Genomic DNA, 22,545 nt, shown 5'->3' with positions numbered 1-22,545 from the left:
TCTTATGAATGATGAATAGGAAGAAGGAGAGAATGATTGTGAGAAAAATGAATATTCGTACGTTGACGTCTGTGGGGTTATTAAGTACACTGTCTTATTTGTTAATGCTGCTGAACTTTCCGATCCCGCCATTTCCAAGCTTTTTAATGATTGACTTTAGCGAGATCCCTGCACTGATCGCAGCTATCGTTTTTGGGCCGTTGGCCGGTATTATGGTAGAATTAATTAAGAACGTTTTGGACTTTTTTATGACTGGAAGCCCAACTGGTGTTCCTATTGGTCATTTAGCTAACTTTACAGCAGGAATTACTTTTATTCTTCCAGTCTATTATGTATATAAGAAATTTGAATCGAAAAAAGGACTAACTGCTGCTTTAGCTGCAGGTACGGTACTTATGGCTGTGATGATGAGTGTGTTAAATTACTATATTATTTTACCTGCTTACACGCTATTTTTGAACGCGCCGGCAATGAGTGATCCTCAAATGAAGCAACTAGTTGTTTCAGCTATTTTGCCTTTTAATCTCGTGAAAGGGATTGCTATGACAGTCGTATTTCTTTTGATTTATTCTCGAATTCATGTATGGATGCGCAAACAGACAGCCATCCATAGTGCTTAATTTCTGTCCATTTATCTAAAAACAGCTCCAAACGCCATTCCCATAGCGTTTGGAGCTGTTTTTTTACTATAATTCTATATGATTGATGTAGTGATCCATGTATTAACAATATTGTTTTTAGTATCCAAAATATTGAATAAATTACTATTGTGAATAATCTATAGTAAAAAGGTACTTTTACTTTACTATGACAAAGGGTATAATTAGGCATGTTAATTGTTGACTATAGTGGCAAAAGTATGAATTGGAGGTCTTGTAAGTGGGTTTTTCAATAGCGAAAAAGTTGTATTCGAGTTTTATATCCATTTTACTCATTTTATTCATCATCGGAGCGGTAGGGTATTTCGCCGCTATGAGATTACATAATGAGTATACGTTTTTGCTCGATGACCGTGTAAAGAAAGTGGATATGATTAATGAACTCATTGCGATACAAAAAGATGTAACGATAAATTCACTCAGTTATTTTATTTTTAATGAGCAAAGCAATTTAGATAGAATAAAGGACGATCAAAGGCAGTTTATGGACGTGCATCATCGCCTAGAGCAAATGACGACGCAGCCGCAAAATAAACAACTGTTAAGAGAAATAGAAGAAGCAAGTGGCCGTTATCATGTTCTCGTTCCGAAGATTTTTGAAAGCAAAGCTCAAGGCCTTGACTGGTCTGGCTATGCGAGCGAGGCGAACGAACAAGAAGAAATCATGAAAGTAAAGGCGGAAGAACTGAAACAAGTACAAGTGGCTCAGCTGAACAAAACACGTGCAACGTTAAACAATCTAGTCGTATCTACGAGAATGTTTCTTATTGCTTTAGGTGCAGCCGCTGTTATTGTAGGCGGAGTGATTGCTTATGTGATTGGCCGATCGATCACGGTGCGGGTAAATAAGACGACAGCTGCTTTAAAAGAAGTCGCCGCTGGCAATTTACAAGTAGAGAAACTTCAGGTAGGAAGCAGCGATGAGATTGGAGAGATGGGAATCTCTTTTAACCAAATGCTGGATGATCTGCGGAGCATACTGTCTAAAGTAAATGAATCGGCTTTGCAGTTGTCAGCCCAATCTCAGCAATTGTCAGCCAGTGCTGAGCAAAGTACAGCTTCTTCACAAATGGTGGCGGGCGCAGCTGAAGAAAATATGAACGGAAGCAGCATGCAGCTCGAACTTGTTAATGAGTCTGTTGCATCTATGGAAGAGATGGCCGCTGGAATTGGACAAATTGCCAAAAGCAATGAAGAGATGCTTCATTCGGCAGAAGAAGTAGAGTCTCTTGTTGTAAAAGGAGCTCAGTCTATTAACAGCGTATCAAGCCAAATTAACGAGATTCATTTGTCCATTAAAGAAGCAGAAGAATATATGGGAATTCTCGAACAGCATGCAACTCAAATCCAAAGAGTAACCGGTTTAATTACGGATATTTCAGAACAAACGAATTTATTAGCTTTGAATGCTGCGATTGAGGCAGCACGAGCAGGGGAGCACGGGAAAGGGTTCGCAGTAGTAGCAGAAGAAGTGCGGAAGCTGGCTGAACAATCGAAAAGTTCTGCTGCTGAGATAGAGGAAATGGTGAAAAACATTCAAACAGATACGAATATGGCAGCGTCTTCTATTCAAACGGGGAGCAGTAAAGTGGAACAAGGGCTTTCTGCTTCGCAAACATCACTAGAAGTCTTTGAGACGATTAAGACGTCTGTTACGGATGTAGGAAGCAAGGTGGAAACGGTTTCTGCGGCTATTGAGGAATTACAGGCAATGACAGAGAATGTTTCACAAAGTGCAGCAGAGGTAAAACGCATCGCCGAAAAAACGGCTGCAACTGCACACGACTCAAGTGCAGCAACAGAAGAACAGCTGGCGGCCATTGAACAAATATCAGCAAGTACGCAATCTTTAGCTTCACTGGCTGTTGAATTGCAATCAGAAGCAAATAAATTCAGGATTTAACCGTAAGCAGCAAAAGAAGATGCCCTAAGGGGCATCTTCTTTTGCGTAGTTCTTTGCACTTGTCCGTTGATGTCCCTTCTAGGCGCTTCGCTTTCTCCGCAGGAGTTGCTCCTTTCATTGCAATCAACTCAGTGAAAAATAAACGTTTGAGCTTTGTCAAAAAAATCTAAAAAAAGCTGACCCTAAAAAGTCGTGTTTAACGACCTTCTGGGGCAGCTTCTTTGTGTATTTCGATTTACTCATGTTTGGAAGGATCACCGTCAAATGGTTCGTCTGCCACTTTAATAGAGTCAGTTGGGCAGCCTTCAGATGCATCTTCCATGTCTTCCTCTAGCATTTCTGGTACAGATGCAGTTCCTTGGTTGTCATCTAAAATAACGAACGCAAGTCCTTCATCATCATAGTCGTAAATATCTGGGGCAGCTGCTCCGCAGGCACCGCAGGCGATACATGTATCCTGATCAACAATTGTGTATTTTGGCATATTGTGTAACCTCCTAAATATCTCTTCAAGCATGTATAGGAATTGTCCATTTATTCTTGCTTGAAAACCTCTACATCTCATTGTATATCCGATTAGTTTTCTTTTCAATCCTAAATTCTAATAAAAAAATGATAAGGCTTTCATTAGTAATTTATCCATATGCGAGGAATTTTGACATATTTCGTGGTAAACTAAATGAAAGTACAAAAAGGAGACGAATGATGTCTTTTTTACAGGCAGTCTTACTAATGATGATTGATCAAATAAATGAACAAAGGACGATCGCGTCTATTTTTCATTTATTAAAAGGAAAAAAATCTTCACAAACGATACAAGATGCCAAGTTGTATCATTTAGACAAATGGTTTCAAACAGCTCCTTTTTTAGAGAGAAAAGATTTTGATCAAATGATTCATGAGCTAGCTGCTCAACAGCTCATTGAAATAGATGAAATGCTTCATGCAAAAGTAACTGCTTCTGGAAAAGATATATTGGAAACCATTGCTGCAGATTTCCCGCCTCTCCAATATTTACACGGCTGGAAATTGCAAGACTGCGCTAATATGTTTTGGAAAAGGCTCTCTTTAACTGTTCAAGTAGCTTCCCATTTCATTTATCAAGATTCCGCTTATCTTCCAGTGACGAGAGATGAGCAGGCCCAGCGGTGGCTGAAATCCTTTGTAGCGGGCAGGCGTTTGCCTAAAGAACAATTAGCAGCACGTCTGCACCGAGAATTATTTGCCCTTTTGAGTGAACAGACAGCTGAGGATCCGCTGATTCTTGTGCTTCGGCTCTCTGGAAAAAAGAGAACGGGCAAAACAACAGCCCAAGCGAGTATGCTGCTTCACATGGAAAGTACGGAATATTGGTATCGCTTTTTACATGTACTTCACGCCGCGGTCCAGCACATTATTCAGCATGCCGCAGATTTCCCGCTGTTATTCGCGATGATTGAAGACATATATGAGCCCGTTGTTTTAACGCAGTCAACAAAAAAAACAGCGGAGATGCTGGGCAGAGGTTTTACCATTGAAGCCATCACAGCGAATCGGCGGTTAAAACGAAGTACAGTGGAAGATCATATTGTAGAATTAGCTTTTCACTATCCGAATTTCTCCATCCGTCCTTTTGTCAGTAAGGAGATGGAGGAGAAGGTACTGCAGGCAGCTGCGGTGCTTTCCAATAAAAAGATTAAACCAATTAAAGATCAGCTGCCGGACGTTTCATATTTTCAAATTAGGCTCGTATTAGCCAAATATAGCAGGTGAAGGAAAATGAATGTGGACCAAGTTTTATTCGAACGATTTGGCTACTCCGCTTTCAGGACCGGCCAAAGAGAAACGATTGAATCATTACTTTCAGGCCAGCACACATTGGCTATGCTTCCAACGGGAACGGGGAAATCATTGTGCTATCAGCTGCCTGCCTATTTACTGCGGGGAACCGTGCTCATTGTTTCTCCGCTTTTGTCTCTTATGCAGGATCAAACGGAACAGCTGAAAATGAGAGGGGAAAAAAGTACAGCAGCCTTAAATTCTTTTTTATCTTTTCAAGAAAAACAACAAGTTCTCCGCCATCTTTCAAGATATCGTTTTCTTTTTTTATCACCTGAAATGTTAATGAGCGAAACGGTTATTAGAGCGTTAAGAAAAATTCGCATTTCTCTTTTTGTCGTTGATGAAGCGCATTGTATTTCTCAATGGGGACATGACTTTCGTCCGGACTACCGTCTTTTAGGAGAAGCAAGAGAAAAGCTTGGGTGCCCGCTGACCCTTGCATTAACAGCGACGGCTACAGCGGAAGTAAGGCGTGATATTATTCATCATTTGAAAATTGAGCAGGTGAAGGAATGGGTTTTCTCGGTTGATCGTCCTAATATTGCGATGACAGTAGAACACCTTTCGTCGCGGGGGGATAAGCAGAGCAGACTTTTAGAATTAGTGAGGCAGCTTGAAAATCCAGGAATTGTATATTTTTCAAGCAAACGCGGCGCAGAGGAGGGCGCAGAATGGCTGCGGCAAAATGGAGCAGGGAAAATAGCATTTTACCACGGCGGAATGGAGCAAGAAGACCGGATTTTAATTCAGCAGCAATTTTTGCATGATGAGCTGAATGTAATTTGTGCAACAAGTGCTTTCGGGATGGGTGTGAATAAAAACAATATTCGGTTCGTGATCCATTACCATCTGCCACCTCAGCTCGAGTCTTATTTGCAGGAAATCGGCCGGTCTGGGCGGGATGGAGAGAAGGCGCTCGCTGTTTTGTTATATGCGCCGGGAGATGAAGAATTTCATTCCATGATCGCCCAAGGGGAATTTCCTTCTGGCAGTCAAGTGATGAGCTATTTATCAGCAGCTGGCGGACAGACGGAAGAGGAACGGGCTGCTGCTTGTCAGCTTACTGATGTCCAGCTTCGTTTTCTTCGTCATTATGCTGATGAAGCGACAAGAATAGGCAGGGGAAGTCCGATTGACTATGTCATAAGCAAACGGCAGGAACGACTTGGACAAAAACAAGACAAGCGACAGATAATGCTGCAGTGGGTGGGGACGAAAGAGTGCCGGAGGAAAAAGATCCTTCACTATTTTGCCGAACAAATGAAAGAAAAGCCGGATCCTTGCTGTGATCTATGCGGCATAGATTTACAGCAGTACAACCGTCTATTTTCACAAGAGAAAAAAGATGAAAAGTTAGCCTGGCAGGCCATTTTGCGTTCATTGCTGCAGGTTGAAGGATGATGAGAAAAAATAAACAAGCCGATCTTATCAGGCATATGACTGATAAGGAGGTATTAAATGCCCTTTATTTGACACAGGCTCTTTTATTGTTGTTTTCGTTTATTATAGGTTTCTTTTTATTCAAAGATGCAGCAAGTTTTTTCCGTTTATTTAAATGGTCTTTTCTTGATATCGCGGTTATAGGCGGAGGCGCTGGAGCGGCTGTAGTTGCAATAGACCTGTATTTGATGAAAATCCTTCCTGAAAAGTATTATGACGATGGCGGTATTAATGAAAGGCTGTTTACAGGCCGCTCCACTGCCGGGATTTTTGGGATTGCCTGTTTCGTGGCAATAGCTGAAGAAATTTTTTTCAGAGGAATGATTCAAACGATGTTTGGGTTTATTCCAGCAAGCATTTTCTTTGCGTTGATTCATATAAGATATTTATCACAGTGGTATTTAACACTTAACGTGATTCTTTTAAGTTTTGGAATTGGCTGGTTATTTGAATGGACAGGTAATTTGGCGGCTGTTATTATGATGCACTTTACGATCGATTTCTTGCTGGGTCTAGCTATTCGCAGTAAATATAATTAAGAATGAATAAAGAAGGGATAAATGATGACGATAGATCCTTATCGTGAATTAGCGAAAAAAACGCGTGTAGAGATTCAAAAAGTTAAACCTGAACGGGAAGAACAGCCTATTCAAGGCTCCTCGCGGATGGAAAGAAAAGAACAAAACAAGCAAAGAAACTATCCTTTATTAAAAGCACTGCTTGTCTTTTTTCTGACATTGCCTGTGGTTACCTTGTTTTGGTATACGTATACGAAAGAGCATTCCCGCTCTTCAACGACTGTCGTGACCGAACATTCGGAGGCTGTCATACCGGCTTATGCAGAAGCTGGAAAAGAAGAAAACCAGCCTGAACAAAAGGATGAAGAGAATGCGAGTGAGGGAGATCAAGAGAAAGAAGAAATAACAGAAGAACGGACTGAACCTGTTCAGGAGCCAGCTGCCGACGTGAGGGAAGAGCCTCAAGAAGTCAGCAAACAACAGACAGAGGGACAAACGAAGCTGGCAGCGGTGCCCCTGAAAGCAAAGGAAGACGCTGTACAGGAAATGACAAAAAGTGAGAACGAGCCAGCTGAGAAAGAAGAAAAAGAGCTGAAACCGAGTGATGAAAAGCCGGTCGAAGGAAAAGTAGTTTATCATACAGTGAAACCTCAGGAGACCGTTTTTCGGATATCTATGATGTATTACAAATCACAGGCTGGTATTGAAGAAATCAGACGAGCGAACCATTTGAATGGCAATGACATTCGGGTGGGACAAGTATTAAAAATCCCTCTCCCTTGAAACTTCTGGGAAGAGGGGTTTTTGATCCCTAATCAATAAAAAGGAAGCACTTGCATGCTGCATTTCGGCCGATGTCAAGCGGCTGGAAAACTAGAAAATTTTCTTGCGGTCTCTTTCTTCTTTTAGCATCTCCACAGCTTCCCTGAAACGCTGGGAATGAATAATTTCACGTTCCCGTAAATAACGAAGACTGTCATTTATGTCGGGATCATCACTTAAATCAATTAGCCATTGATACGTAGCCCGTGCTTTTTCTTCTGCTGCGATGTCCTCATAAAGGTCAGCGATCGGATCGCCTTTTGCTTGAATGTAAGTCGCTGTCCAAGGTGAACCGGCCGCGTTATGATAAAAGAGGGCCCGGTCGTGGTTAGCATAGTGAGAACCGAGGCCCGCTGCTTTCAGTTGATCAGGTGTCGCATCTTTTGTCAGCTTATATACCATTGTAGCGATCATTTCAAGGTGAGCGAACTCTTCTGTTCCGATATCCGTCAGTAAGCCGACTACTTTGTCTGGGATGCTATAACGCTGGTTTAAATAGCGCAAAGCAGCAGCCAGTTCACCGTCAGCCCCGCCATATTGTTCAATTAAGTATTTGGCAAGCATCGGATTGCATTTACTTACCTTCACCGGATATTGCAGCTTCTTTTCATATATCCACATAGTAATCTCCTTTCTGAGGACATCTTTTTGGCTATACTTGCCAAGGCCACGGAGCTTCCTTGTAATCAAACGGACAACGGGCATAGCTGTACCCGAAGCTCGTTAAAGCTCCGTACTTTTGTTCAAACACTTTTTTTAAATTTTTACTGAGCTTCACGTACTCGTTGTACTGTTTAACAGCCTCAAGATCACCAGGGTGTGTATGGAGGTAAAGTGCTAATTCAACGATGACGAAATCGGCGGCTTGAATTTCTTCGAGTTCGCGGTAATACTCTGGGGGAAGCGGCTTCATTCTCTGACCCCCTTCTGCATTTCTTTCAGTGAAAAATAAGGATCAAAAAAACATTTCCATAGCGTCCCATGTTTCAATGCTGCCGGTGCAGGAAACTGTTCAAGGCCCGGCGGTTGAAAGCCAACAAATAGATTCGGCGGAGTAGAATATCTTTTTACTGTTATTGGCGGGCAGGGGTCCATTGGACTGACGTAGGGGCGGTATGTTCTATACCATGTGTGCATGTTCATTCCCTTCCTCCTTCTTTGGTGCTTCAATACCCTATTGTATGGGGGATGGTATGAGATTATTTCTTTTTTTTACTGAATCTGTTATTCTGATTATTATTTTGTATTATTACTATTTAAGGAACGAAGGGAAGATTAATGTTGTATTTAATGATCGCTTTCCTCTTCTTGGCCGGGGTGCTTTTTTTTATGTGGAGGGAAGCGCAGCGTAATGAAGTGAAAATGGATGTGCTGACGTTTCAAAATTATCCGAGTTCAAAGCCGCTTACTCTTTTTTTTATTTCTGATATTCATCGGCGTTCTATTCATCCGTCTATTATAAAAAAGATTCAAGGGAAAGCTGATTTAGTGGTGATTGGCGGTGACTTAGCGGAGAAGGGTGTTCCGTTAACTAGGGTAGCTGGTAATTTACAGTTGTTAACACAAGTGGCCCCTGTTTTTTTTATATGGGGAAATAATGATTATGAACTTTTAGCTGAAGAATTGGATCGGTTGTTTCAGTGTTACGGCATCCGCGTGCTGAGGAATGAATCGATTTGTCTGCCGCTCGCTTGTGGTTCTTCTATTTATTTGCTGGGTGTGGATGATTTTAGTAAAGGCAACAGCCGAAAATCTCCTGCCTTTGCGGGAGTGCCAAATGAATCGTTTAAAGTGCTGGTCAGTCACAATCCAATTTTTCAAAAAAAGCTGACGGCAGCTGATGGTGTCTCGTTGTTCTTGAGCGGGCATACGCATGGGGGGCAAATTCGCTTTTTTGGCATCGGTCCTTATAAAAAAGGGGGATGGGAACAAAAAGGAGAGATGACGGTTCTCGTTTCAAATGGCTACGGAACGAGTGGTGTCCCATTTCGTCTCGGTGCAAAAGCGGAGACGCATTTAATTACCATCAAGAAAGAATAACAGGGCGTTTTCATTTAAAATGAGATAACAACTCACCATCTGCGTTTTGATTCATAGTATGTGATAAAGAGGTCCTTAAGCAGGGGGCAGCAAACTATGAGGATAGAACGTTTATCAGATAATAAGGTGATGCTTTCCATTACTTACGAAGAGTTAAGAAAAAAAGGATGTACGAAGAAGCATATTCTGGAGGACTCGTACATTTGGCACGAAATCTTTGATGAGATGCTAGATGCGATTGAAGAGCAGCTGGATATTGACACTGAGGGAATGATTGCCATTGAAGTACATTCTATGTCAGGGGATGAACTAGTTCTCATTTTGACGATTGACCATTTTGAGTTTTTAGATACAGTAGATGAAGTGCCGGCGGAGGAAGATGGAGAATACGGATGCGATCTGACATTTAAATTTACAGATATTGAAGACATTATCGGATTGGTTCATGATGAAAAAAAAGTAAGGGATATCGAGAGCTCGCTTTTCTATTTTAAAGATGCTTACTATCTCTGTTTGTCATTCGATTTTGATAGTCAGTATGACGCTCTTGAAGCTGTCTTGTTAGAGTACGGAGTGTTATCAAGTTTGCCCGAAGAGATGTTAAAGGAGTACGCTCTTCTTGTTATTCCATTGGAGGCCACGAAGAAAGTTTATGAATACTTTGTTAAAAAAGCATAACTCCATCAAGATATATCCGTTGAAAGTCAACACAATTTCTCCTATCATCAAAGTATGATAGGAAATTTTTTTGTACGGATAACAAGGAGTGGGGAATTATGCGTAAGGAAGACTGTATTATTGTCGGAGGCGGACCATGCGGCTTGTCTGCAGCTATTGCATTGAAGGAAATTGGTAAAGATCCACTTGTCATCGAAAAAGGAAACATTGTGAATTCCATTTACAATTACCCAACACACCAGACATTTTTCAGCTCTAGTGAAAAGCTGGCCATCGGTGATGTGCCTTTTATTATTGAAGGACGCAAACCAAAGCGTAATCAAGCATTAACGTATTATCGAGAAGTGGTGAAAATGAAGGATCTTCGTATTCAGCGCTTTGAAACAGTCAAGAAAGTAGAAAAACAGCCCAATGGCTTGTTTCATGTTTATTCATCTACCGATGTGTATGAGGCGAAATATGTCATTATTGCGACTGGTTACTATGATCATCCAAATTATATGAATATTCCTGGAGAAGAATTAGATAAAGTATGTCATTATTTTAAAGAAGCTCATCCTTATTTTGATACGGATGTCGCTGTCATCGGCGGTAAGAATTCATCAGTCGACGCAGCGCTTGAACTTCATAAAGCAGGGGCGAGAGTAACGGTTCTCTATCGCGGCGGCGAGTATTCAAAAAGCATTAAGCCATGGATTTTGCCAGAGTTTGAAGCACTCGTTCGAAATGATGAAATTAAAATGGAATTTCATGCTGAGATAGTGAAAGTGACGGAGGATGCTGTGATTTATACTCAAAATGGCGAAGAAAAACAGCTGGAAAATGATTTTGTGTTTGCTATGACCGGGTACCATCCAGACCACAGTTTTTTAAAAGAAATGGGTGTAGAGATCGATGGGGAAACAGGCCGTCCAATGTACGATGAGAGGACGAAGGAAACAAATGTAGAAGGGATCTTTATCGCTGGAGTAATCGCTGCAGGCAACAATGCCAATGAAATTTTTATCGAAAACGGGCGTTTTCACGGCGGTGAAATTGCAGCAGCGATTGCCCAACGGGAAATGATATAGTGAAAAAGGGGCTGACACAATCAGCTCCTTTTTATTGTTCAAACACTTTTTTTATCTGTTCTGGTGCGAAGTTCGAGGCTAGTGCCATCAGCAGCTTTATTCTCGCTTTTTGTCCATTGAGCCCATTTGAAAAAATAACACCAAGCTCTTTTAAATGTTTGCCGCCTCCTTCATATCCATAAACGTCCTGAACGATGCCGTTAAAACATCTGGATACGAGTACGATGGGAATGTTTTGATGAATAAGTTCTTTGATTGCCGGCACAACAGCAGGAGGTAAATTGCCTTGGCCGAGCGCCTCAATGACGACCCCGTCGTAAGGGAGGTCTTTTAATAAAAGGAGCAAATGCGAATCCATGCCGGCATAAGCTTTGATCAAAGCAACGCGCTTATTCACGGAAGTGACAGGTATTTTTTGCCGGCGGATCGGCTGTTGATGGAAGTGTACGTTTCTTTTCGTAACAATCCCGATTGGTCCGTATTGCGGACTTTGAAAGGTTGAGAGGCTGCTCGTATGCGTTTTTGTGACATTGTCAGCAGCGTGGATTTCATCGTTTAGAACAACTAATACCCCTTTTCCTCTCGCTTCACTGCAGCCGGCTGTGCGGACAGCTGACATTAAATTAGATAATCCGTCTGTCCCAATTTGATCACTTGAACGCATCGCGCCAGTGACGATGACTGGGGTTTCGGTTTCTAGTGCCATATCAAGGAAATAAGCCGTTTCCTCCAGTGTGTCTGTCCCATGTGTAATAACAACCCCGTCAAAGTGCTGCTTTTGAAGTGTCTGATCGATCAAGATTTTCAGCTCAAGCATTTCTTTTGGAGTGATCGAGGGGGATGGGAGATGAAAGGGTTCAACAGAAGCGATGACAGCCGATTCATCCAGCGGCTGATCAACTGAGAGCAGGGGGTTGGTATCGGCCGGCTTCACAGTACCTGACTGTTGATCAACCTTCATGGAAATCGTTCCGCCTGTATGAATGATTAATATCTGTTTTTTGGACAAAAGAAAAACCTCCACTTTACAAATTTAGATTAAGTATGTTCAATCCTTTTCAACAATGATACGATGAAGAAAACCGAAAGAAAAGAGGATAAACTTATGCTGGCGGTTTTTTCAGCAGGTGTGGCTCCTGGATTAGCCCTTTTATGTTATTTTTATCTGCGGGATCAGTACGATACAGAACCGGTGACAACCGTTGCGAAAACGTTTATTTACGGGGCTCTTCTTACATTTCCAGTGATGTTTATTCAATATGTGCTGGCCGAAGAAGGGGTTGTTCTTCCGAATGCCGCTTCTGCTTTTTTTACTGTTGGTTTATTCGAGGAATTTGTGAAGTGGTTTATCTTATATTATTTAATTTATTCCCACGTAGACTTTGACGAACCGTATGATGGAATCGTTTATGGGACAAGTGTTTCGCTCGGCTTTGCGACAGCGGAAAATATTTTATATTTATTGTCTTATGGAGTAGAACACGCTTTTTTGCGGGCGCTGCTGCCGGTGTCAAGCCATGCGCTGTTCGGTGTATTAATGGGTTTTTATTTAGGAAAAGCAAAGTTCAGCCGCGATGGAAGAAAAGGCGGCCGGCTTGCTTTCTCTCTTTTGATCCCATTTTTGCTGCATGGGTTATATGATTATATTTTATTTATTGAGTCAGTTTGGCTGTACTACATTATTCCTTTTATGCTGTTTCTTTGGTGGCTGGCGTTAAGGAAAGTCAAACAAGCTCACAAACTTTCGGATCATCATTATCTGCAGATGGTACGTGACGGAAGCTCTTAATTGAAAAGGGGCTTCTTTTTTTGTATAAAAATATGCACCTTGCAAAAAATACCCTTAAACATCATCGATTAGGTGGAGGGTAAAAAAGATGAGTATTCGTTCCAATGTGAAACAAATGGCTGTAATGATTGCTTTTGTTATGAGCTTTATTACGTGCAGCATACTTGTTATGCCAAACACACCGCAGGCATTTTCAGGGCAGGTCATCCAAAGAGGAGCTTCTGGGGAAGACGTGCTTGAACTTCAGACAAGACTTCAATATATCGGTTACTATAAAGGGAAAATCGACGGTGTATATGGATGGGGTACTTACTGGGCTGTGCGAAACTTTCAAGAGGCCTTTGGAATGCCGGTGGACGGTCTTGTCGGAGCGGCGACAAAGAATAAGCTTGTAAAGGCATCAAAGTATGATAAGGGTTATGCAAAATCACAAGGATCTAAGTCTTCTGGAAGCAAACCAACGGCGACCAGTGTGCCGCCCGGGTTTTCACAAAATGATATCCAGCTGATGGCAAACGCTGTACATGGGGAAGCTCGCGGTGAACCATATGAGGGACAAGTAGCGGTGGCATCGGTGATTTTAAACCGAGTGCAAAGTCAAAGCTTTCCAAATTCTGTGTCGGGTGTAATCTTTGAACCGCGTGCGTTCACAGCTGTGGCGGACGGGCAAATCTGGCTGACACCAAATGAAACATCGAAAAAAGCGGTTATCGATGCGATCAACGGCTGGGATCCAACAGGCAACGCGTTGTATTATTTTAATCCTGATACGGCAACGAGCCCTTGGATTTGGACGAGACCACAAATTAAAAAAATAGGCAAGCACATTTTCTGCGAATAAAAAAGGGGGGACTACTATGCTGCGCACGCTAACTATTGTTATTTTATCGCTGGCCGCGGTCGGTACGGGTTTCTGGGGCTACCAGGAACATAAAGAAAAAAATGCTGTGTTAATTCATGCCGAAAACAACTATCAGCGCGCTTTTCATGATTTAACCTTTTCCATTGACCGGATACATGATCAAATCGGTTCTACTCTTGCTATGAATTCTCGAAAATCCCTTTCGCCGGCGCTTGCTGATGTGTGGCGGCTGACGTCGGAAGCACATAATGATGTCGGACAGCTGCCATTGACGCTTCTGCCATTTAACAAAACGGAAGAGTTCCTTGGCAGCATCGGGGAATTTAGTTATAAAACAGCTGTGAGAGATTTAGAGAAGGAACCGCTCACAGATAAAGAATATACCCACTTGAAAAATTTGTATGAACAGTCGGCTGATATTCAAAATGAGCTGCGGAAAGTTCAGCACATGGCATTGAAAAATAACTTGAGATGGATGGATGTAGAGCTTGCTTTAGCTACAGATAAAGGAGGAAGTGATAATACGATCATTGATGGATTTAAAGCAGTTGAAGAGAAGTCAAAGGGGTATAGTGAAGCGAATGTCAGTACACTGCCCGGCGATACCAATCAGCTTGATGACAACCGTTTAAAAAACAATAAAGCCGCCCCAATCAGTAAAAAAGAGGCAGTTGACAAGGCGAAAGCATATACGCAAATGGAACAAGTAAACAATGTAAAAGTGACGAAAAGCGGGAAAGAGTCAGACTTTTCATTTTACAGTATCCGTATGACAAATAAAAATGGTGTAGAAGCGAACATTGATGTGACGAGAAGAGGCGGCTATCCTCTTTGGTATATTATTAATAGAGAAGTGGGAAAGCCGACAATCAGCCTGAATGACGCAAATAATAAAGCGGCGGCCTTTTTGAAGAAACGAGGTATGGAAGGTTTAGTAGCTGATGAAAGTACACAATATGATAGTGTCGGTGTATTTACGTTTGTAGGTGAAAAAGATGGCATACGAATCTATCCAGATGCAGTGAAAGTAAAGGTTGCTCTAGATAATGGTCAAGTGATTGGTGTGGCAGCTAATGAATATTTAGAGAACCATCACGAAAGAAAGTTAGAAAAGCCGGCACTGACGGAGAGCGAGGCGGCTAAATTTATTAATCCCAACGTCCGGATACAAGAAAAGCGCCTGGCGGTTATAAAGAACGAGCTTAATCAAGAGGTGCTTTGTTATGAGTTCTTAGGCACGCTTGGAGAAGAGACATATCGAATCTTAATTAACGCCAAGGACGGTACAGAAGAGCAAGTAGAGCAGCTCCGCCGAGTAGAACCGATATACGACAATTTATTGTAAAGTATTCCGTTCCCCACACTCACTCATTGCATTTTCCTTAGCTGCGTACTATAATTTGGGAAAAGTATAAGTGCAAATGCACGAGAGGAAAAAGAATTGGGTGAGTGATACATATGATCGAAACGGGAATGCCCCTGCTGCTTATTTCTACGGATGATGAAGGGCAGGAGGAACATTATCGCTGTCGGGTAGCCGATACCGATGAAGGCCAAATATTCATTGATTATCCAGTGAATATAGAGACGAACCGCTCCACTTTTTTTTTACATGGCACACAGCTTATGCTGGAGTTTATCGATCCACAACATTCCTCGGCTGTCTATACATTTAATACAGAAGTAACCGGCCGGACGAAAAGGAATATTCCACTCTTAATTCTTCATGATCCTGGTCCAGAACAATACAAACGGGTTCAGCGGCGGAAGTTTGTAAGGGTGCCGATCCCTGTTGACGCAGCGGTTCATTTCGAAGACAGCCAGCCTTTCACAGCTGTCACTGAAGATATTAGTGCTGGGGGGATTGCTGTCGCCATTCCAGCGGAAATAGAAACGAAAAGCGGGAAAGAGGGCAAAGTGTATCTCTCTATTCCGATGCAGTCGGGAGAACACCATTATTTTGAGATAAAAGGAAGAATTGTACGAACACGTACCGATCACAATAACCGAACCATTGCATCTATTGAATTTATCGACATGTCACATACAGATCAACAAATTTTGTTGCGTTTTTGTTTTGAACGTCAGCTCATGATGAAAAGAAAGGGGCTCGTTCAATAATTGCCCGCCGAATGGCGGGCTTTTTTAGGCTGTATCACAGCTTTTTTAAAGAATATCCTCCCACTGTATGGTAGAATAAGGAGAAAAACTGTTTAGAAGGTGAGCGTATGGACAAAAAAATGCAAATCGCCATTGACGGACCGGCGGCTGCGGGGAAAAGTACGGTAGCAAAAATTATTGCCGAAAAGTTATCTTATATTTATATTGACACGGGTGCGATGTATCGGGCCCTTACTTATAAAGCTATTCAAGAGCAGGCTGACCTCGGAAACGCCGATCAGCTGCTGCAATTGCTTTGTGAATCATCCATTGATTTGAAAGCAGGGGAAATAGGCCAGCTAGTATTTCTTGATGGACAAGATATAACGAACGAAATAAGAACGAACGAAGTGACGAATGCTGTTTCTCTCGTGGCTAAGCATGCATCTGTGCGCGAAGAAATGGTAAAGCGCCAGCAGGCATTCGCCGAGAAGGGCGGAGTTGTCATGGATGGCCGCGACATAGGTACACATGTACTGCCTCAGGCAGAAGTGAAAATTTTTCTAAAGGCAAGCACAGAAGAACGGGCAAAAAGAAGACATTTAGAAAATATATCTAAAGGATTTTCTTCAAATCTAGAGAAGTTAAAAGAGGAGATTATTCTTCGGGATAAGATAGACTCAGAGAGGGCAGCCGCGCCGCTCAAGAAAGCGGATGATGCGGTGGAAATGGATACTACATCTTTGACAATTGAAGACGTGGTCAGCCAAATCATTTCGATTGTCGAAGGAAGGAAAGAGGCATGATCACATTTTATTCCATTGCCAAAAATACTGTTAAATCGATCTTAATGCCGCTATACCGCATAGAGGTGATTGGCCGGGAACATGTTCCGAAAGAGGGCGGCGTATTGCTTTGCAGTAACCATATCTCCAATTTAGACCCGCCAGTTGTAGGGATTACATCAGCTAGACCTATTTCATTCATGGCAAAAGAAGAATTGTTTCATGCTCCTGTTTTTGGGAAAATGCTGAAGCACCTCAAGGCATTTCCGGTGAAAAGGGGGATGAGTGATCGGGAAGCTCTCCGAAAAGGTCTTCAAATTTTAAAAGAAGGAAATGTACTCGGGCTTTTCCCAGAAGGAACCCGTTCAAAAACAGGCGAGGTTGGTCAAGGTTTGTCTGGTGCAGGTTTTTTTGCTTTGCGTACGAATGCTCATGTTATTCCTTGTGCCATTATCGGACCTTATAAACTGTTTAGTAAACTAAAGGTTGTTTACGGTCCTCCCATTAACATGGATGAGCTCAGAAGCCAAAAGGCAAGTATTGAAGAAACAACAGAAGTAATTATGTCTCATATTCGAAAGCTGAAAGACGAGTATCGTTAAAAGCTTCATGCTTGACAAATGACGGCAATTGTTAGAAGTTAATAGAAAGAATATTTTATCAAAATGAATGTAAGCAGTTCTGTATTAAGGAGGAGTACATATGACAGAGGATATGAACCAAGTAGAAGTTAACAATTACACAGTAGGCGATAAAGTACAGGCTACTGTAGTGAAAGTTGAAGAAAAGCAAGTTCAAGTAGAAATTGAAGGAAGCAAAAAAGACGGTATTATCCCAATCAGTGAACTTTCCAGCCTACACGTAGAAAAAGCAACAGATGTGGTGACAGAAGGCGACAAACTAGAGCTTCAAATCACAAAAGAAGAAGACGATCTATATGTTCTTTCGAAGCGCAAGGCAGATGCAGAAAAAGCGTGGGAAGAAATGAATAAGCGCTTTGAAAGCGGAGAAATATTTGATGCGGAAATAAAAGAAGTAGTTAAAGGAGGGCTTGTTGTTGATCTTGGCATCCGTGGATTTATCCCAGCCTCATTAGTCGAAGATCACTACGTTGAAGACTTTGAAGACTACAAAGGAAAAACAATGAGCTTTAAAATTGTTGAACTAGATCAGGATAAAAACCGATTAATTTTATCTCATCGAGCAGTGCTTGATCTGCAAAAGACGGAGAATAAAAAGAAAGTGCTTTCCGAAATTTCGGCAGGAGATATCATTGAAGGAAAAGTTCAGCGTTTAACGGACTTTGGTGCCTTTGTTGATATTGGCGGAGTAGACGGTCTTGTTCATATCTCTCAGCTGTCTCATGAGCATGTAGAAAAGCCATCTGATGTCATTCAGGAAGGTCAAGAAGTAAAGGTGAAGGTTCTGTCTGTGGATCGAGACAGCGAAAGAATTTCTTTATCTATTAAGGAAACGCTGCCAGGACCTTGGGCTGATATTGCAGAAAAAGCACCTATTGGAGCTGAGTTGACAGGAACAGTAAAGCGTCTCGTTTCTTATGGAGCATTCGTAGAAGTGCTTCCGGGAGTGGAAGGGCTAGTGCATATTTCACAAATTTCCAATAGACATATCGGTACTCCACATGAGGTGCTGCAGGAAGGGCAAGAAGTAAAAGTTAAAGTGCTGGATGTAAACGAAGAGGAAAATCGACTGTCACTGAGTATGAAACAATTCGAAGAGCAGGCTGAGCCGGAGCAGGAATCCTATAATATGCCTGAAGAGAGCACTGGCTTTCAGCTTGGAGAAATGATTGGCGATCAATTAAAGGGTTTAAAAAGAGGACAATAAATTAAAGTAGAGTTTGAATCTATTTATAACGGATCCGCGGACTGTAGACAAAGTCTATTCTAGGCATTTTTAGGCTGGTTGAGGGCGTTTGTCAAAGCCTGCGGATCTATTTATGTGTTATATGGATTCGATTTCCTGCTTTTGGTTGTATAGTATAAGAAAACGGTGATAAATAGTGACAAGATCACAGCGAAAACGGGATCATATCCAATACGCACTTTCAACAGGTCAAAGTAGAAAAACAGGTCTCGACGATGTTGAATTTGTGCACCAAAGCCTTCCTGATACGGCGGTTAAAGATATATCTATGCAGACGGAAATTGGTGGACTTGTATTCAGTTCGCCGATTTTTATCAATGCGATGACAGGCGGCGGCGGAAGCGCAACGGAAGAGATTAATAGACAGCTTGCTTTAGCGGCGAAAGAAACAGGAATGGCGATAGCGGTTGGTTCGCAAATGGCTGCTATCAAAAACCCAGAGGAAAGACAGTCATTTGCTGTTGTCCGTAAGTGTTACCCTGATGGAATTATCCTGGCTAATCTAGGCAGTGAGGCGACAGTGGAGCAGGCAGAAGCAGCTGTCGAGATGATCGAGGCGAATGCTCTTCAAATTCATTTAAATGTGATTCAGGAGCTGACAATGCCGGAAGGTGATCGAAGCTTCAAAGGAGCGTTGGAGCGGATCGGGAGGATTGCGGATAAGCTGACTGTACCGGTTATTGTAAAAGAAACCGGTTTTGGATTAGGAAAGGAAGCTGCAAAGAAGCTGGCAGAGTTGCCAGTGGCTGCGATAGATGTGAGCGGATTTGGCGGCACGAACTTTGCCGCTGTTGAAAATGAGCGCCGGCAGAGAACTCTTAGTTATTTTAACAGCTGGGGTATTCCTACGGCTGCTGCGATCGTAGAATGCAAAGCAGCAGCTAAACACATGGATATCATTGCTTCTGGCGGGATTCAGCATAGCCTTGATGCAGCGAAAGCGCTTGCACTTGGAGCTAGGGCAGTTGGAATGGCTGGTCTGCTGTTAAATGTGTTGATGGACAGCGGGCCTGAAGCATTAATAACCGAAATCTCCGCTTTACATGATGATTTAAAAATGATTATGTGTGCTGTTGGAGCTAGAGAAGTGGCAGATCTTCATAATGCTCCACTTATTATTAAAGGGGATACGTATCATCGGTTAAATGTCCGTGGATGTCATCCAGCCGCTTTCAGTCAAAGATCGTAAACTGAATGAATGTAGTTGCCTGACACTTAGAATATTGATAAAATGAACGAGTTCAGTAAAGCCCTTCTTATGTGGAAGGGTTTTATTTCTTAATTAAAGGCTATGGTAACTACTATTGTTAATTGGAGCGGAAGGCGCGATAGCGGCAAGGAGGCGGATCCCGGACCGCCCACGGAAAGCGAACGTCCCCAGCGGAAATCAACAGGGGAGTTTAACAAAGCCTAATTAAGAAAGTATAAATGTTAAGGGGTTAAAACGTGAACGAGCTCCGAGTACTGTCAGCTTGAAGACGCAAGTCTGTTATTTCGGAAGGCAAAGATTGCCCTCTGTCAGCGTTTGGCTTGTATTTGCTAACAAGGAGCACTTTTACTTTTCTTAGTACGAATAAGGAACGTGAAAGTGAGATAGAACGAATGTATGGAAAGGATGAACGAAATGGTGAAACCAGTAGTAGCCATTGTTGGCCGCCCAAATGTAGGGAAGTCCACCATTTTTAATCGTATTGTCGGTGAAAGGATTTCTATTGTTGAAGATATTCCTGGTGTGACGAGAGACCGTATATATAGTACCGGTGAGTGGCTGAATAATGAATTTAATTTAATTGATACGGGTGGAATTGATATTGGCGATGAGCCGTTTTTAGAACAAATTCGCCAGCAGGCAGAAATCGCTATTGAAGAAGCAGACGTGATTATCTTTTTAACGAGCGGCCGCGAAGGGGTGACCTCTGCAGATGAAGAAGTGGCAAAAATATTATATCGCTCAAAAAAGCCAGTCGTGCTGGCTGTGAACAAAGTAGACAATCCAGAGATGCGCAGTCAAATTTATGACTTTTATTCGCTCGGATTTGGCGAACCGTTTCCGATTTCTGGCTCACACGGCATCGGTCTTGGAGATATGCTGGATGCCATCGTTGGTCATTTTCCGAAAGTAGACGAAGAAGATTATGCTGAGGATGTCATTAAATTTTCTTTAATTGGCCGCCCGAATGTCGGGAAATCTTCTTTAGTGAATGCCCTGCTTGGAAAAGACCGCGTCATTGTCAGCGATATTGCGGGGACAACAAGAGATGCGATCGATTCTCCGTATGTATACGAAGATCACAAATATGTCATTATTGATACAGCGGGTATGCGTAAAAAGGGAAAGATCTATGAGACGACAGAAAAATATAGCGTGCTTCGGGCACTTCGAGCGATTGAGCGCTCTGATGTTGTACTCGTTGTCCTTAATGCAGAGGAAGGCATTAGAGAGCAGGATAAGCATATTGCAGGATACGCCCATGAAGCTGGACGCGCTGTGATTATCGTAGTCAATAAATGGGATGCGGTCGAAAAAGATGAAAAAACGATGAAAAAGTTTGAAGAGAGCATTCGCAGTCACTTCTCCTATCTTGATTATGCACCGATTGTCTTTCTATCTGCTAAAACGAAGAAGCGGGTGCATACTTTGCTGCCGGTGATCAACCGAGTAAGTGAAAATCATTCTATGCGGGTTCAGTCCAGCGTATTAAATGATGTCATCATGGATGCGGTAGCTATGAATCCAACACCGACAGATAAAGGGAAGCGCTTAAGAATTTATTATGCGACGCAAGTGTCTGTAAAACCGCCGACATTCGTTGTTTTTGTCAATGAACCAGAGCTGATGCACTTTTCTTATGAGCGCTTTTTACAAAACCGTATCCGCGAAGCATTCGAATTTGAAGGAACACCTATTCGAATCCTTTCACGTGCTCGAAAATAAAAAAAGCGGGTGAATATTCATGAAGAATAAAGAGAGAATTGCAATAGTCGGTGCAGGAAGCTGGGGAACGGCCCTGGCGATTGTCCTTGCCGATAACGGCCACGAAGTTCGCCTTTGGATGCATAATAAAGATCGTGTCAACGAAATCAATGAACGACATACGAATAGTCAGTATTTGCCAGGTATTGAGCTGCCTGTGAACATCATTGCCTCTGACTCATTGGTACAAGTGCTAGATGGATTAGATACAGTCGTACTGGCTGTTCCGACAAAAGCGATTCGCGAAGTGCTGCAATCGATCAAACAAATTCAAAAAACTCCTTTGACGATCGTTCATGTCAGCAAAGGGATTGAACCGAACACGCTTATGCGTATCTCGGAAATGATAAAAGAAGAACTTCCTGAAGAGCTATGCAGCGATATTGTTGTTCTTTCCGGCCCAAGCCATGCAGAAGAGGTAAGCCTGCGTCACCCGACGACTGTAACGGCATCTTCAGAAAATATGCAGGCGGCAGAACGCATTCAAGATATCTTTATGAATCAGCATTTCCGTGTTTACACTAATACGGATGTAGTTGGAGTAGAGATTGGCGGGGCCTTGAAGAATGTCATTGCTCTTGCGGCGGGTCTTTCCGATGGGCTCGGATATGGGGACAATGCAAAAGCTGCATTAATTACAAGAGGGCTTGCGGAGATTGCCCGCCTCGGTACGAAGATGGGGGCAAACCCTTTAACGTTTTCCGGACTGGCTGGAATTGGTGATTTAATTGTTACCTGCACGAGCGTTCATTCCCGAAATTGGCGTGCGGGAAACATGCTTGGGAAAGGACAGAAGCTGCAAGATGTTCTTGAGAGTATGGGAATGGTTGTAGAAGGTGTGCGCACAACGCGGGCAGCCCGGCAGCTTTCTGTTAAATATGATGTGGAAATGCCGATTACTGAAGCACTGTATCGGATTTTGTTTGAAGGACAAGAACCGAAGGCAGCCGTCGATGAATTGATGGCACGGATGAAAACAAATGAAATGGAAGATTTAGTGGATATCATTGACCGCCGGCAGGGAGATAAGTAGAAAGAGTGTATGAGTCATTAAAGCATGTACACGAATCATACAGGCCGGCATCTGAAAAATGATAGTTGTAACAGCTGAAGCGGCAACAAGCTGCTTCGGCTTTTTTTGTGTCGTCAGATAGACCAAATGTGTATTAGTTATGTTATAATCACGATGAAAACAAG

General features: G+C 42.4%; 24 protein-coding genes and 1 pseudogene. 20 read left to right on the top strand and 5 right to left on the bottom strand.

Features of this window, described 5'->3' with window-relative positions; genetic code table 11:
* The first annotated feature begins 38 nt into the window (after positions 1-38).
* The 3 genes and pseudogenes from QYG89_RS00890 (at position 39) to QYG89_RS00880 (ending at position 2,562) form a co-directional block, all read left to right on the top strand.
* Positions 39-620 (top strand): ECF transporter S component, encoded by a 582-nt coding sequence (locus QYG89_RS00890; RefSeq protein WP_404313742.1) that lies wholly within the window; start codon positions 39-41, stop codon positions 618-620.
* Between the two features lie 259 nt (positions 621-879).
* Positions 880-1,620 (top strand): annotated as a pseudogene (locus tag QYG89_RS00885) (MCP four helix bundle domain-containing protein); the annotation flags it as partial.
* A gap of 354 nt (positions 1,621-1,974) precedes the next feature.
* On the top strand, positions 1,975-2,562 hold the full coding sequence (locus QYG89_RS00880; RefSeq protein ID WP_404314567.1) for a methyl-accepting chemotaxis protein: 588 nt from the start codon (positions 1,975-1,977) through the stop codon (positions 2,560-2,562).
* A gap of 235 nt (positions 2,563-2,797) precedes the next feature.
* Here QYG89_RS00880 and QYG89_RS00875 read toward each other — a convergent pair whose 3' ends face one another.
* On the bottom strand, positions 2,798-3,046 hold the full coding sequence (locus tag QYG89_RS00875) for a ferredoxin (protein WP_404313741.1): 249 nt from the start codon (positions 3,044-3,046) through the stop codon (positions 2,798-2,800).
* 221 nt (positions 3,047-3,267) lie between these two features.
* On the opposite strand from QYG89_RS00875, the gene QYG89_RS00870 reads away from it, so the two are divergent.
* From QYG89_RS00870 to QYG89_RS00855, 4 genes are read left to right on the top strand one after another with little or no spacing between them, the layout of a single operon-like run.
* Positions 3,268-4,314 (top strand): helix-turn-helix domain-containing protein, encoded by a 1,047-nt coding sequence (locus QYG89_RS00870; protein ID WP_404313740.1) that lies wholly within the window; start codon positions 3,268-3,270, stop codon positions 4,312-4,314.
* Positions 4,315-4,320: 6 nt separating this feature from the next.
* The gene (locus QYG89_RS00865; protein WP_404313739.1) at positions 4,321-5,784 is read left to right on the top strand and encodes a RecQ family ATP-dependent DNA helicase; all 1,464 of its coding nucleotides are present in this window, start codon (positions 4,321-4,323) and stop codon (positions 5,782-5,784) included.
* The gene (locus QYG89_RS00860; RefSeq protein ID WP_404313738.1) at positions 5,781-6,362 is read left to right on the top strand and encodes a CPBP family intramembrane glutamic endopeptidase; all 582 of its coding nucleotides are present in this window, start codon (positions 5,781-5,783) and stop codon (positions 6,360-6,362) included. Before QYG89_RS00865 ends, QYG89_RS00860 begins: the two co-directional genes overlap by 4 nt.
* Positions 6,363-6,383: 21 nt before the next feature.
* Complete coding sequence (locus QYG89_RS00855) at positions 6,384-7,124, top strand: LysM peptidoglycan-binding domain-containing protein (RefSeq protein ID WP_404313737.1); 741 nt, start codon at positions 6,384-6,386, stop codon at positions 7,122-7,124.
* Between the two features lie 90 nt (positions 7,125-7,214).
* Here the strand turns inward: QYG89_RS00855 and QYG89_RS00850 are convergent, their stop codons facing one another.
* From QYG89_RS00850 to QYG89_RS00840, 3 genes are read right to left on the bottom strand one after another with little or no spacing between them, the layout of a single operon-like run.
* Positions 7,215-7,784, bottom strand: coding sequence for a manganese catalase family protein (locus QYG89_RS00850; protein WP_404313736.1), 570 nt, complete (start codon positions 7,782-7,784; stop codon positions 7,215-7,217).
* Between the two features lie 31 nt (positions 7,785-7,815).
* Positions 7,816-8,076 carry a spore coat protein CotJB gene (locus tag QYG89_RS00845; RefSeq protein ID WP_404313735.1) on the bottom strand — a complete coding sequence of 87 codons (261 nt, stop codon included), beginning with the start codon at positions 8,074-8,076 and terminating at the stop codon, positions 7,816-7,818.
* Positions 8,073-8,300, bottom strand: a complete 228-nt coding sequence (locus QYG89_RS00840; protein WP_404314565.1) for a spore coat associated protein CotJA — start codon at positions 8,298-8,300, stop codon at positions 8,073-8,075. The genes QYG89_RS00845 and QYG89_RS00840 overlap by 4 nt, the downstream gene beginning before the upstream one ends.
* Positions 8,301-8,492: 192 nt before the next feature.
* On the opposite strand from QYG89_RS00840, the gene QYG89_RS00835 reads away from it, so the two are divergent.
* The 3 genes from QYG89_RS00835 (at position 8,493) to QYG89_RS00825 (ending at position 10,951) form a co-directional block, all read left to right on the top strand.
* Positions 8,493-9,203: a metallophosphoesterase gene (locus QYG89_RS00835; protein WP_404313734.1), complete on the top strand. Its 711-nt coding sequence runs from the start codon at positions 8,493-8,495 to the stop codon at positions 9,201-9,203.
* A gap of 96 nt (positions 9,204-9,299) precedes the next feature.
* Positions 9,300-9,881 carry an adaptor protein MecA gene (locus QYG89_RS00830; RefSeq protein ID WP_404313733.1) on the top strand — a complete coding sequence of 194 codons (582 nt, stop codon included), beginning with the start codon at positions 9,300-9,302 and terminating at the stop codon, positions 9,879-9,881.
* A 98-nt stretch (positions 9,882-9,979) separates the two neighbouring features.
* Positions 9,980-10,951 carry a YpdA family putative bacillithiol disulfide reductase gene (locus QYG89_RS00825; protein ID WP_404313732.1) on the top strand — a complete coding sequence of 324 codons (972 nt, stop codon included), beginning with the start codon at positions 9,980-9,982 and terminating at the stop codon, positions 10,949-10,951.
* 31 nt (positions 10,952-10,982) lie between these two features.
* On the opposite strand, the gene QYG89_RS00820 is transcribed toward QYG89_RS00825, so the two are convergent.
* Entirely contained in the window at positions 10,983-11,960 is a 978-nt protein-coding gene (locus tag QYG89_RS00820; protein ID WP_404313731.1) for an asparaginase, read from the bottom strand.
* Positions 11,961-12,056: 96 nt separating this feature from the next.
* On the opposite strand from QYG89_RS00820, the gene prsW reads away from it, so the two are divergent.
* The 10 genes from prsW to QYG89_RS00770 all read left to right on the top strand — a co-directional run bounded on the left by prsW (position 12,057) and on the right by QYG89_RS00770 (position 22,381).
* A complete protein-coding gene (gene prsW / locus QYG89_RS00815) occupies positions 12,057-12,740 on the top strand; it encodes a glutamic-type intramembrane protease PrsW (RefSeq protein ID WP_404313730.1) in 684 nt (227 codons plus the stop codon).
* Positions 12,741-12,846: 106 nt separating this feature from the next.
* Positions 12,847-13,581 carry a spore cortex-lytic enzyme gene (gene sleB, locus QYG89_RS00810; protein WP_404314563.1) on the top strand — a complete coding sequence of 245 codons (735 nt, stop codon included), beginning with the start codon at positions 12,847-12,849 and terminating at the stop codon, positions 13,579-13,581.
* A gap of 16 nt (positions 13,582-13,597) precedes the next feature.
* The gene (ypeB, locus tag QYG89_RS00805) at positions 13,598-14,947 is read left to right on the top strand and encodes a germination protein YpeB (protein WP_404313729.1); all 1,350 of its coding nucleotides are present in this window, start codon (positions 13,598-13,600) and stop codon (positions 14,945-14,947) included.
* 113 nt (positions 14,948-15,060) lie between these two features.
* On the top strand, positions 15,061-15,723 hold the full coding sequence (locus QYG89_RS00800; protein ID WP_404313728.1) for a flagellar brake protein: 663 nt from the start codon (positions 15,061-15,063) through the stop codon (positions 15,721-15,723).
* Positions 15,724-15,830: 107 nt separating this feature from the next.
* Positions 15,831-16,508, top strand: a complete 678-nt coding sequence (gene cmk, locus QYG89_RS00795; protein WP_404313727.1) for a (d)CMP kinase — start codon at positions 15,831-15,833, stop codon at positions 16,506-16,508.
* Positions 16,508-17,089, top strand: a complete 582-nt coding sequence (locus QYG89_RS00790; RefSeq protein WP_404314561.1) for a lysophospholipid acyltransferase family protein — start codon at positions 16,508-16,510, stop codon at positions 17,087-17,089. Before cmk ends, QYG89_RS00790 begins: the two co-directional genes overlap by 1 nt.
* 100 nt (positions 17,090-17,189) lie before the next feature.
* A complete protein-coding gene (rpsA, locus tag QYG89_RS00785; RefSeq protein WP_404313726.1) occupies positions 17,190-18,335 on the top strand; it encodes a 30S ribosomal protein S1 in 1,146 nt (381 codons plus the stop codon).
* Positions 18,336-18,510: 175 nt separating this feature from the next.
* Positions 18,511-19,563, top strand: coding sequence for a type 2 isopentenyl-diphosphate Delta-isomerase (gene fni / locus QYG89_RS00780; RefSeq protein WP_404313725.1), 1,053 nt, complete (start codon positions 18,511-18,513; stop codon positions 19,561-19,563).
* 435 nt (positions 19,564-19,998) lie between these two features.
* Positions 19,999-21,309, top strand: coding sequence for a ribosome biogenesis GTPase Der (gene der / locus QYG89_RS00775; protein ID WP_404313724.1), 1,311 nt, complete (start codon positions 19,999-20,001; stop codon positions 21,307-21,309).
* A gap of 19 nt (positions 21,310-21,328) precedes the next feature.
* The gene (locus QYG89_RS00770; RefSeq protein WP_404313723.1) at positions 21,329-22,381 is read left to right on the top strand and encodes an NAD(P)H-dependent glycerol-3-phosphate dehydrogenase; all 1,053 of its coding nucleotides are present in this window, start codon (positions 21,329-21,331) and stop codon (positions 22,379-22,381) included.
* The last annotated feature ends 164 nt before the right edge of the window (positions 22,382-22,545 follow it).

The sequence above is a fragment of the Bacillus lumedeiriae genome (genome assembly GCF_044891285.1).
GTDB lineage: Bacteria > Bacillota > Bacilli > Bacillales > Domibacillaceae > Pseudobacillus > Pseudobacillus lumedeiriae.
The sequence above is the reverse complement of the archived record's forward strand: the minus strand, read 5'-3'. Positions and strand labels throughout refer to the sequence as shown.

Bases quoted from the DNA above. Each gene is read 5' to 3' on its own strand.
- QYG89_RS00880 (WP_404314567.1), top strand. From the start codon at position 1,975: ATGGGAATTCTCGAACAGCATGCAACTCAAATCCAAAGAGTAACCGGT.
- QYG89_RS00875 (WP_404313741.1), bottom strand. From the start codon at position 3,046: ATGCCAAAATACACAATTGTTGATCAGGATACATGTATCGCCTGCGGT.
- QYG89_RS00870 (WP_404313740.1), top strand. From the start codon at position 3,268: ATGTCTTTTTTACAGGCAGTCTTACTAATGATGATTGATCAAATAAAT.
- QYG89_RS00865 (WP_404313739.1), top strand. From the start codon at position 4,321: ATGAATGTGGACCAAGTTTTATTCGAACGATTTGGCTACTCCGCTTTC.
- QYG89_RS00860 (WP_404313738.1), top strand. From the start codon at position 5,781: ATGATGAGAAAAAATAAACAAGCCGATCTTATCAGGCATATGACTGAT.
- QYG89_RS00855 (WP_404313737.1), top strand. From the start codon at position 6,384: ATGATGACGATAGATCCTTATCGTGAATTAGCGAAAAAAACGCGTGTA.
- QYG89_RS00850 (WP_404313736.1), bottom strand. From the start codon at position 7,784: ATGTGGATATATGAAAAGAAGCTGCAATATCCGGTGAAGGTAAGTAAA.
- QYG89_RS00845 (WP_404313735.1), bottom strand. From the start codon at position 8,076: ATGAAGCCGCTTCCCCCAGAGTATTACCGCGAACTCGAAGAAATTCAA.
- QYG89_RS00840 (WP_404314565.1), bottom strand. From the start codon at position 8,300: ATGCACACATGGTATAGAACATACCGCCCCTACGTCAGTCCAATGGAC.
- QYG89_RS00835 (WP_404313734.1), top strand. From the start codon at position 8,493: ATGTGGAGGGAAGCGCAGCGTAATGAAGTGAAAATGGATGTGCTGACG.
- QYG89_RS00830 (WP_404313733.1), top strand. From the start codon at position 9,300: ATGAGGATAGAACGTTTATCAGATAATAAGGTGATGCTTTCCATTACT.
- QYG89_RS00825 (WP_404313732.1), top strand. From the start codon at position 9,980: ATGCGTAAGGAAGACTGTATTATTGTCGGAGGCGGACCATGCGGCTTG.
- prsW (WP_404313730.1), top strand. From the start codon at position 12,057: ATGCTGGCGGTTTTTTCAGCAGGTGTGGCTCCTGGATTAGCCCTTTTA.
- ypeB (WP_404313729.1), top strand. From the start codon at position 13,598: ATGCTGCGCACGCTAACTATTGTTATTTTATCGCTGGCCGCGGTCGGT.
- QYG89_RS00800 (WP_404313728.1), top strand. From the start codon at position 15,061: ATGATCGAAACGGGAATGCCCCTGCTGCTTATTTCTACGGATGATGAA.
- cmk (WP_404313727.1), top strand. From the start codon at position 15,831: ATGGACAAAAAAATGCAAATCGCCATTGACGGACCGGCGGCTGCGGGG.
- rpsA (WP_404313726.1), top strand. From the start codon at position 17,190: ATGACAGAGGATATGAACCAAGTAGAAGTTAACAATTACACAGTAGGC.
- der (WP_404313724.1), top strand. From the start codon at position 19,999: ATGGTGAAACCAGTAGTAGCCATTGTTGGCCGCCCAAATGTAGGGAAG.
- QYG89_RS00770 (WP_404313723.1), top strand. From the start codon at position 21,329: ATGAAGAATAAAGAGAGAATTGCAATAGTCGGTGCAGGAAGCTGGGGA.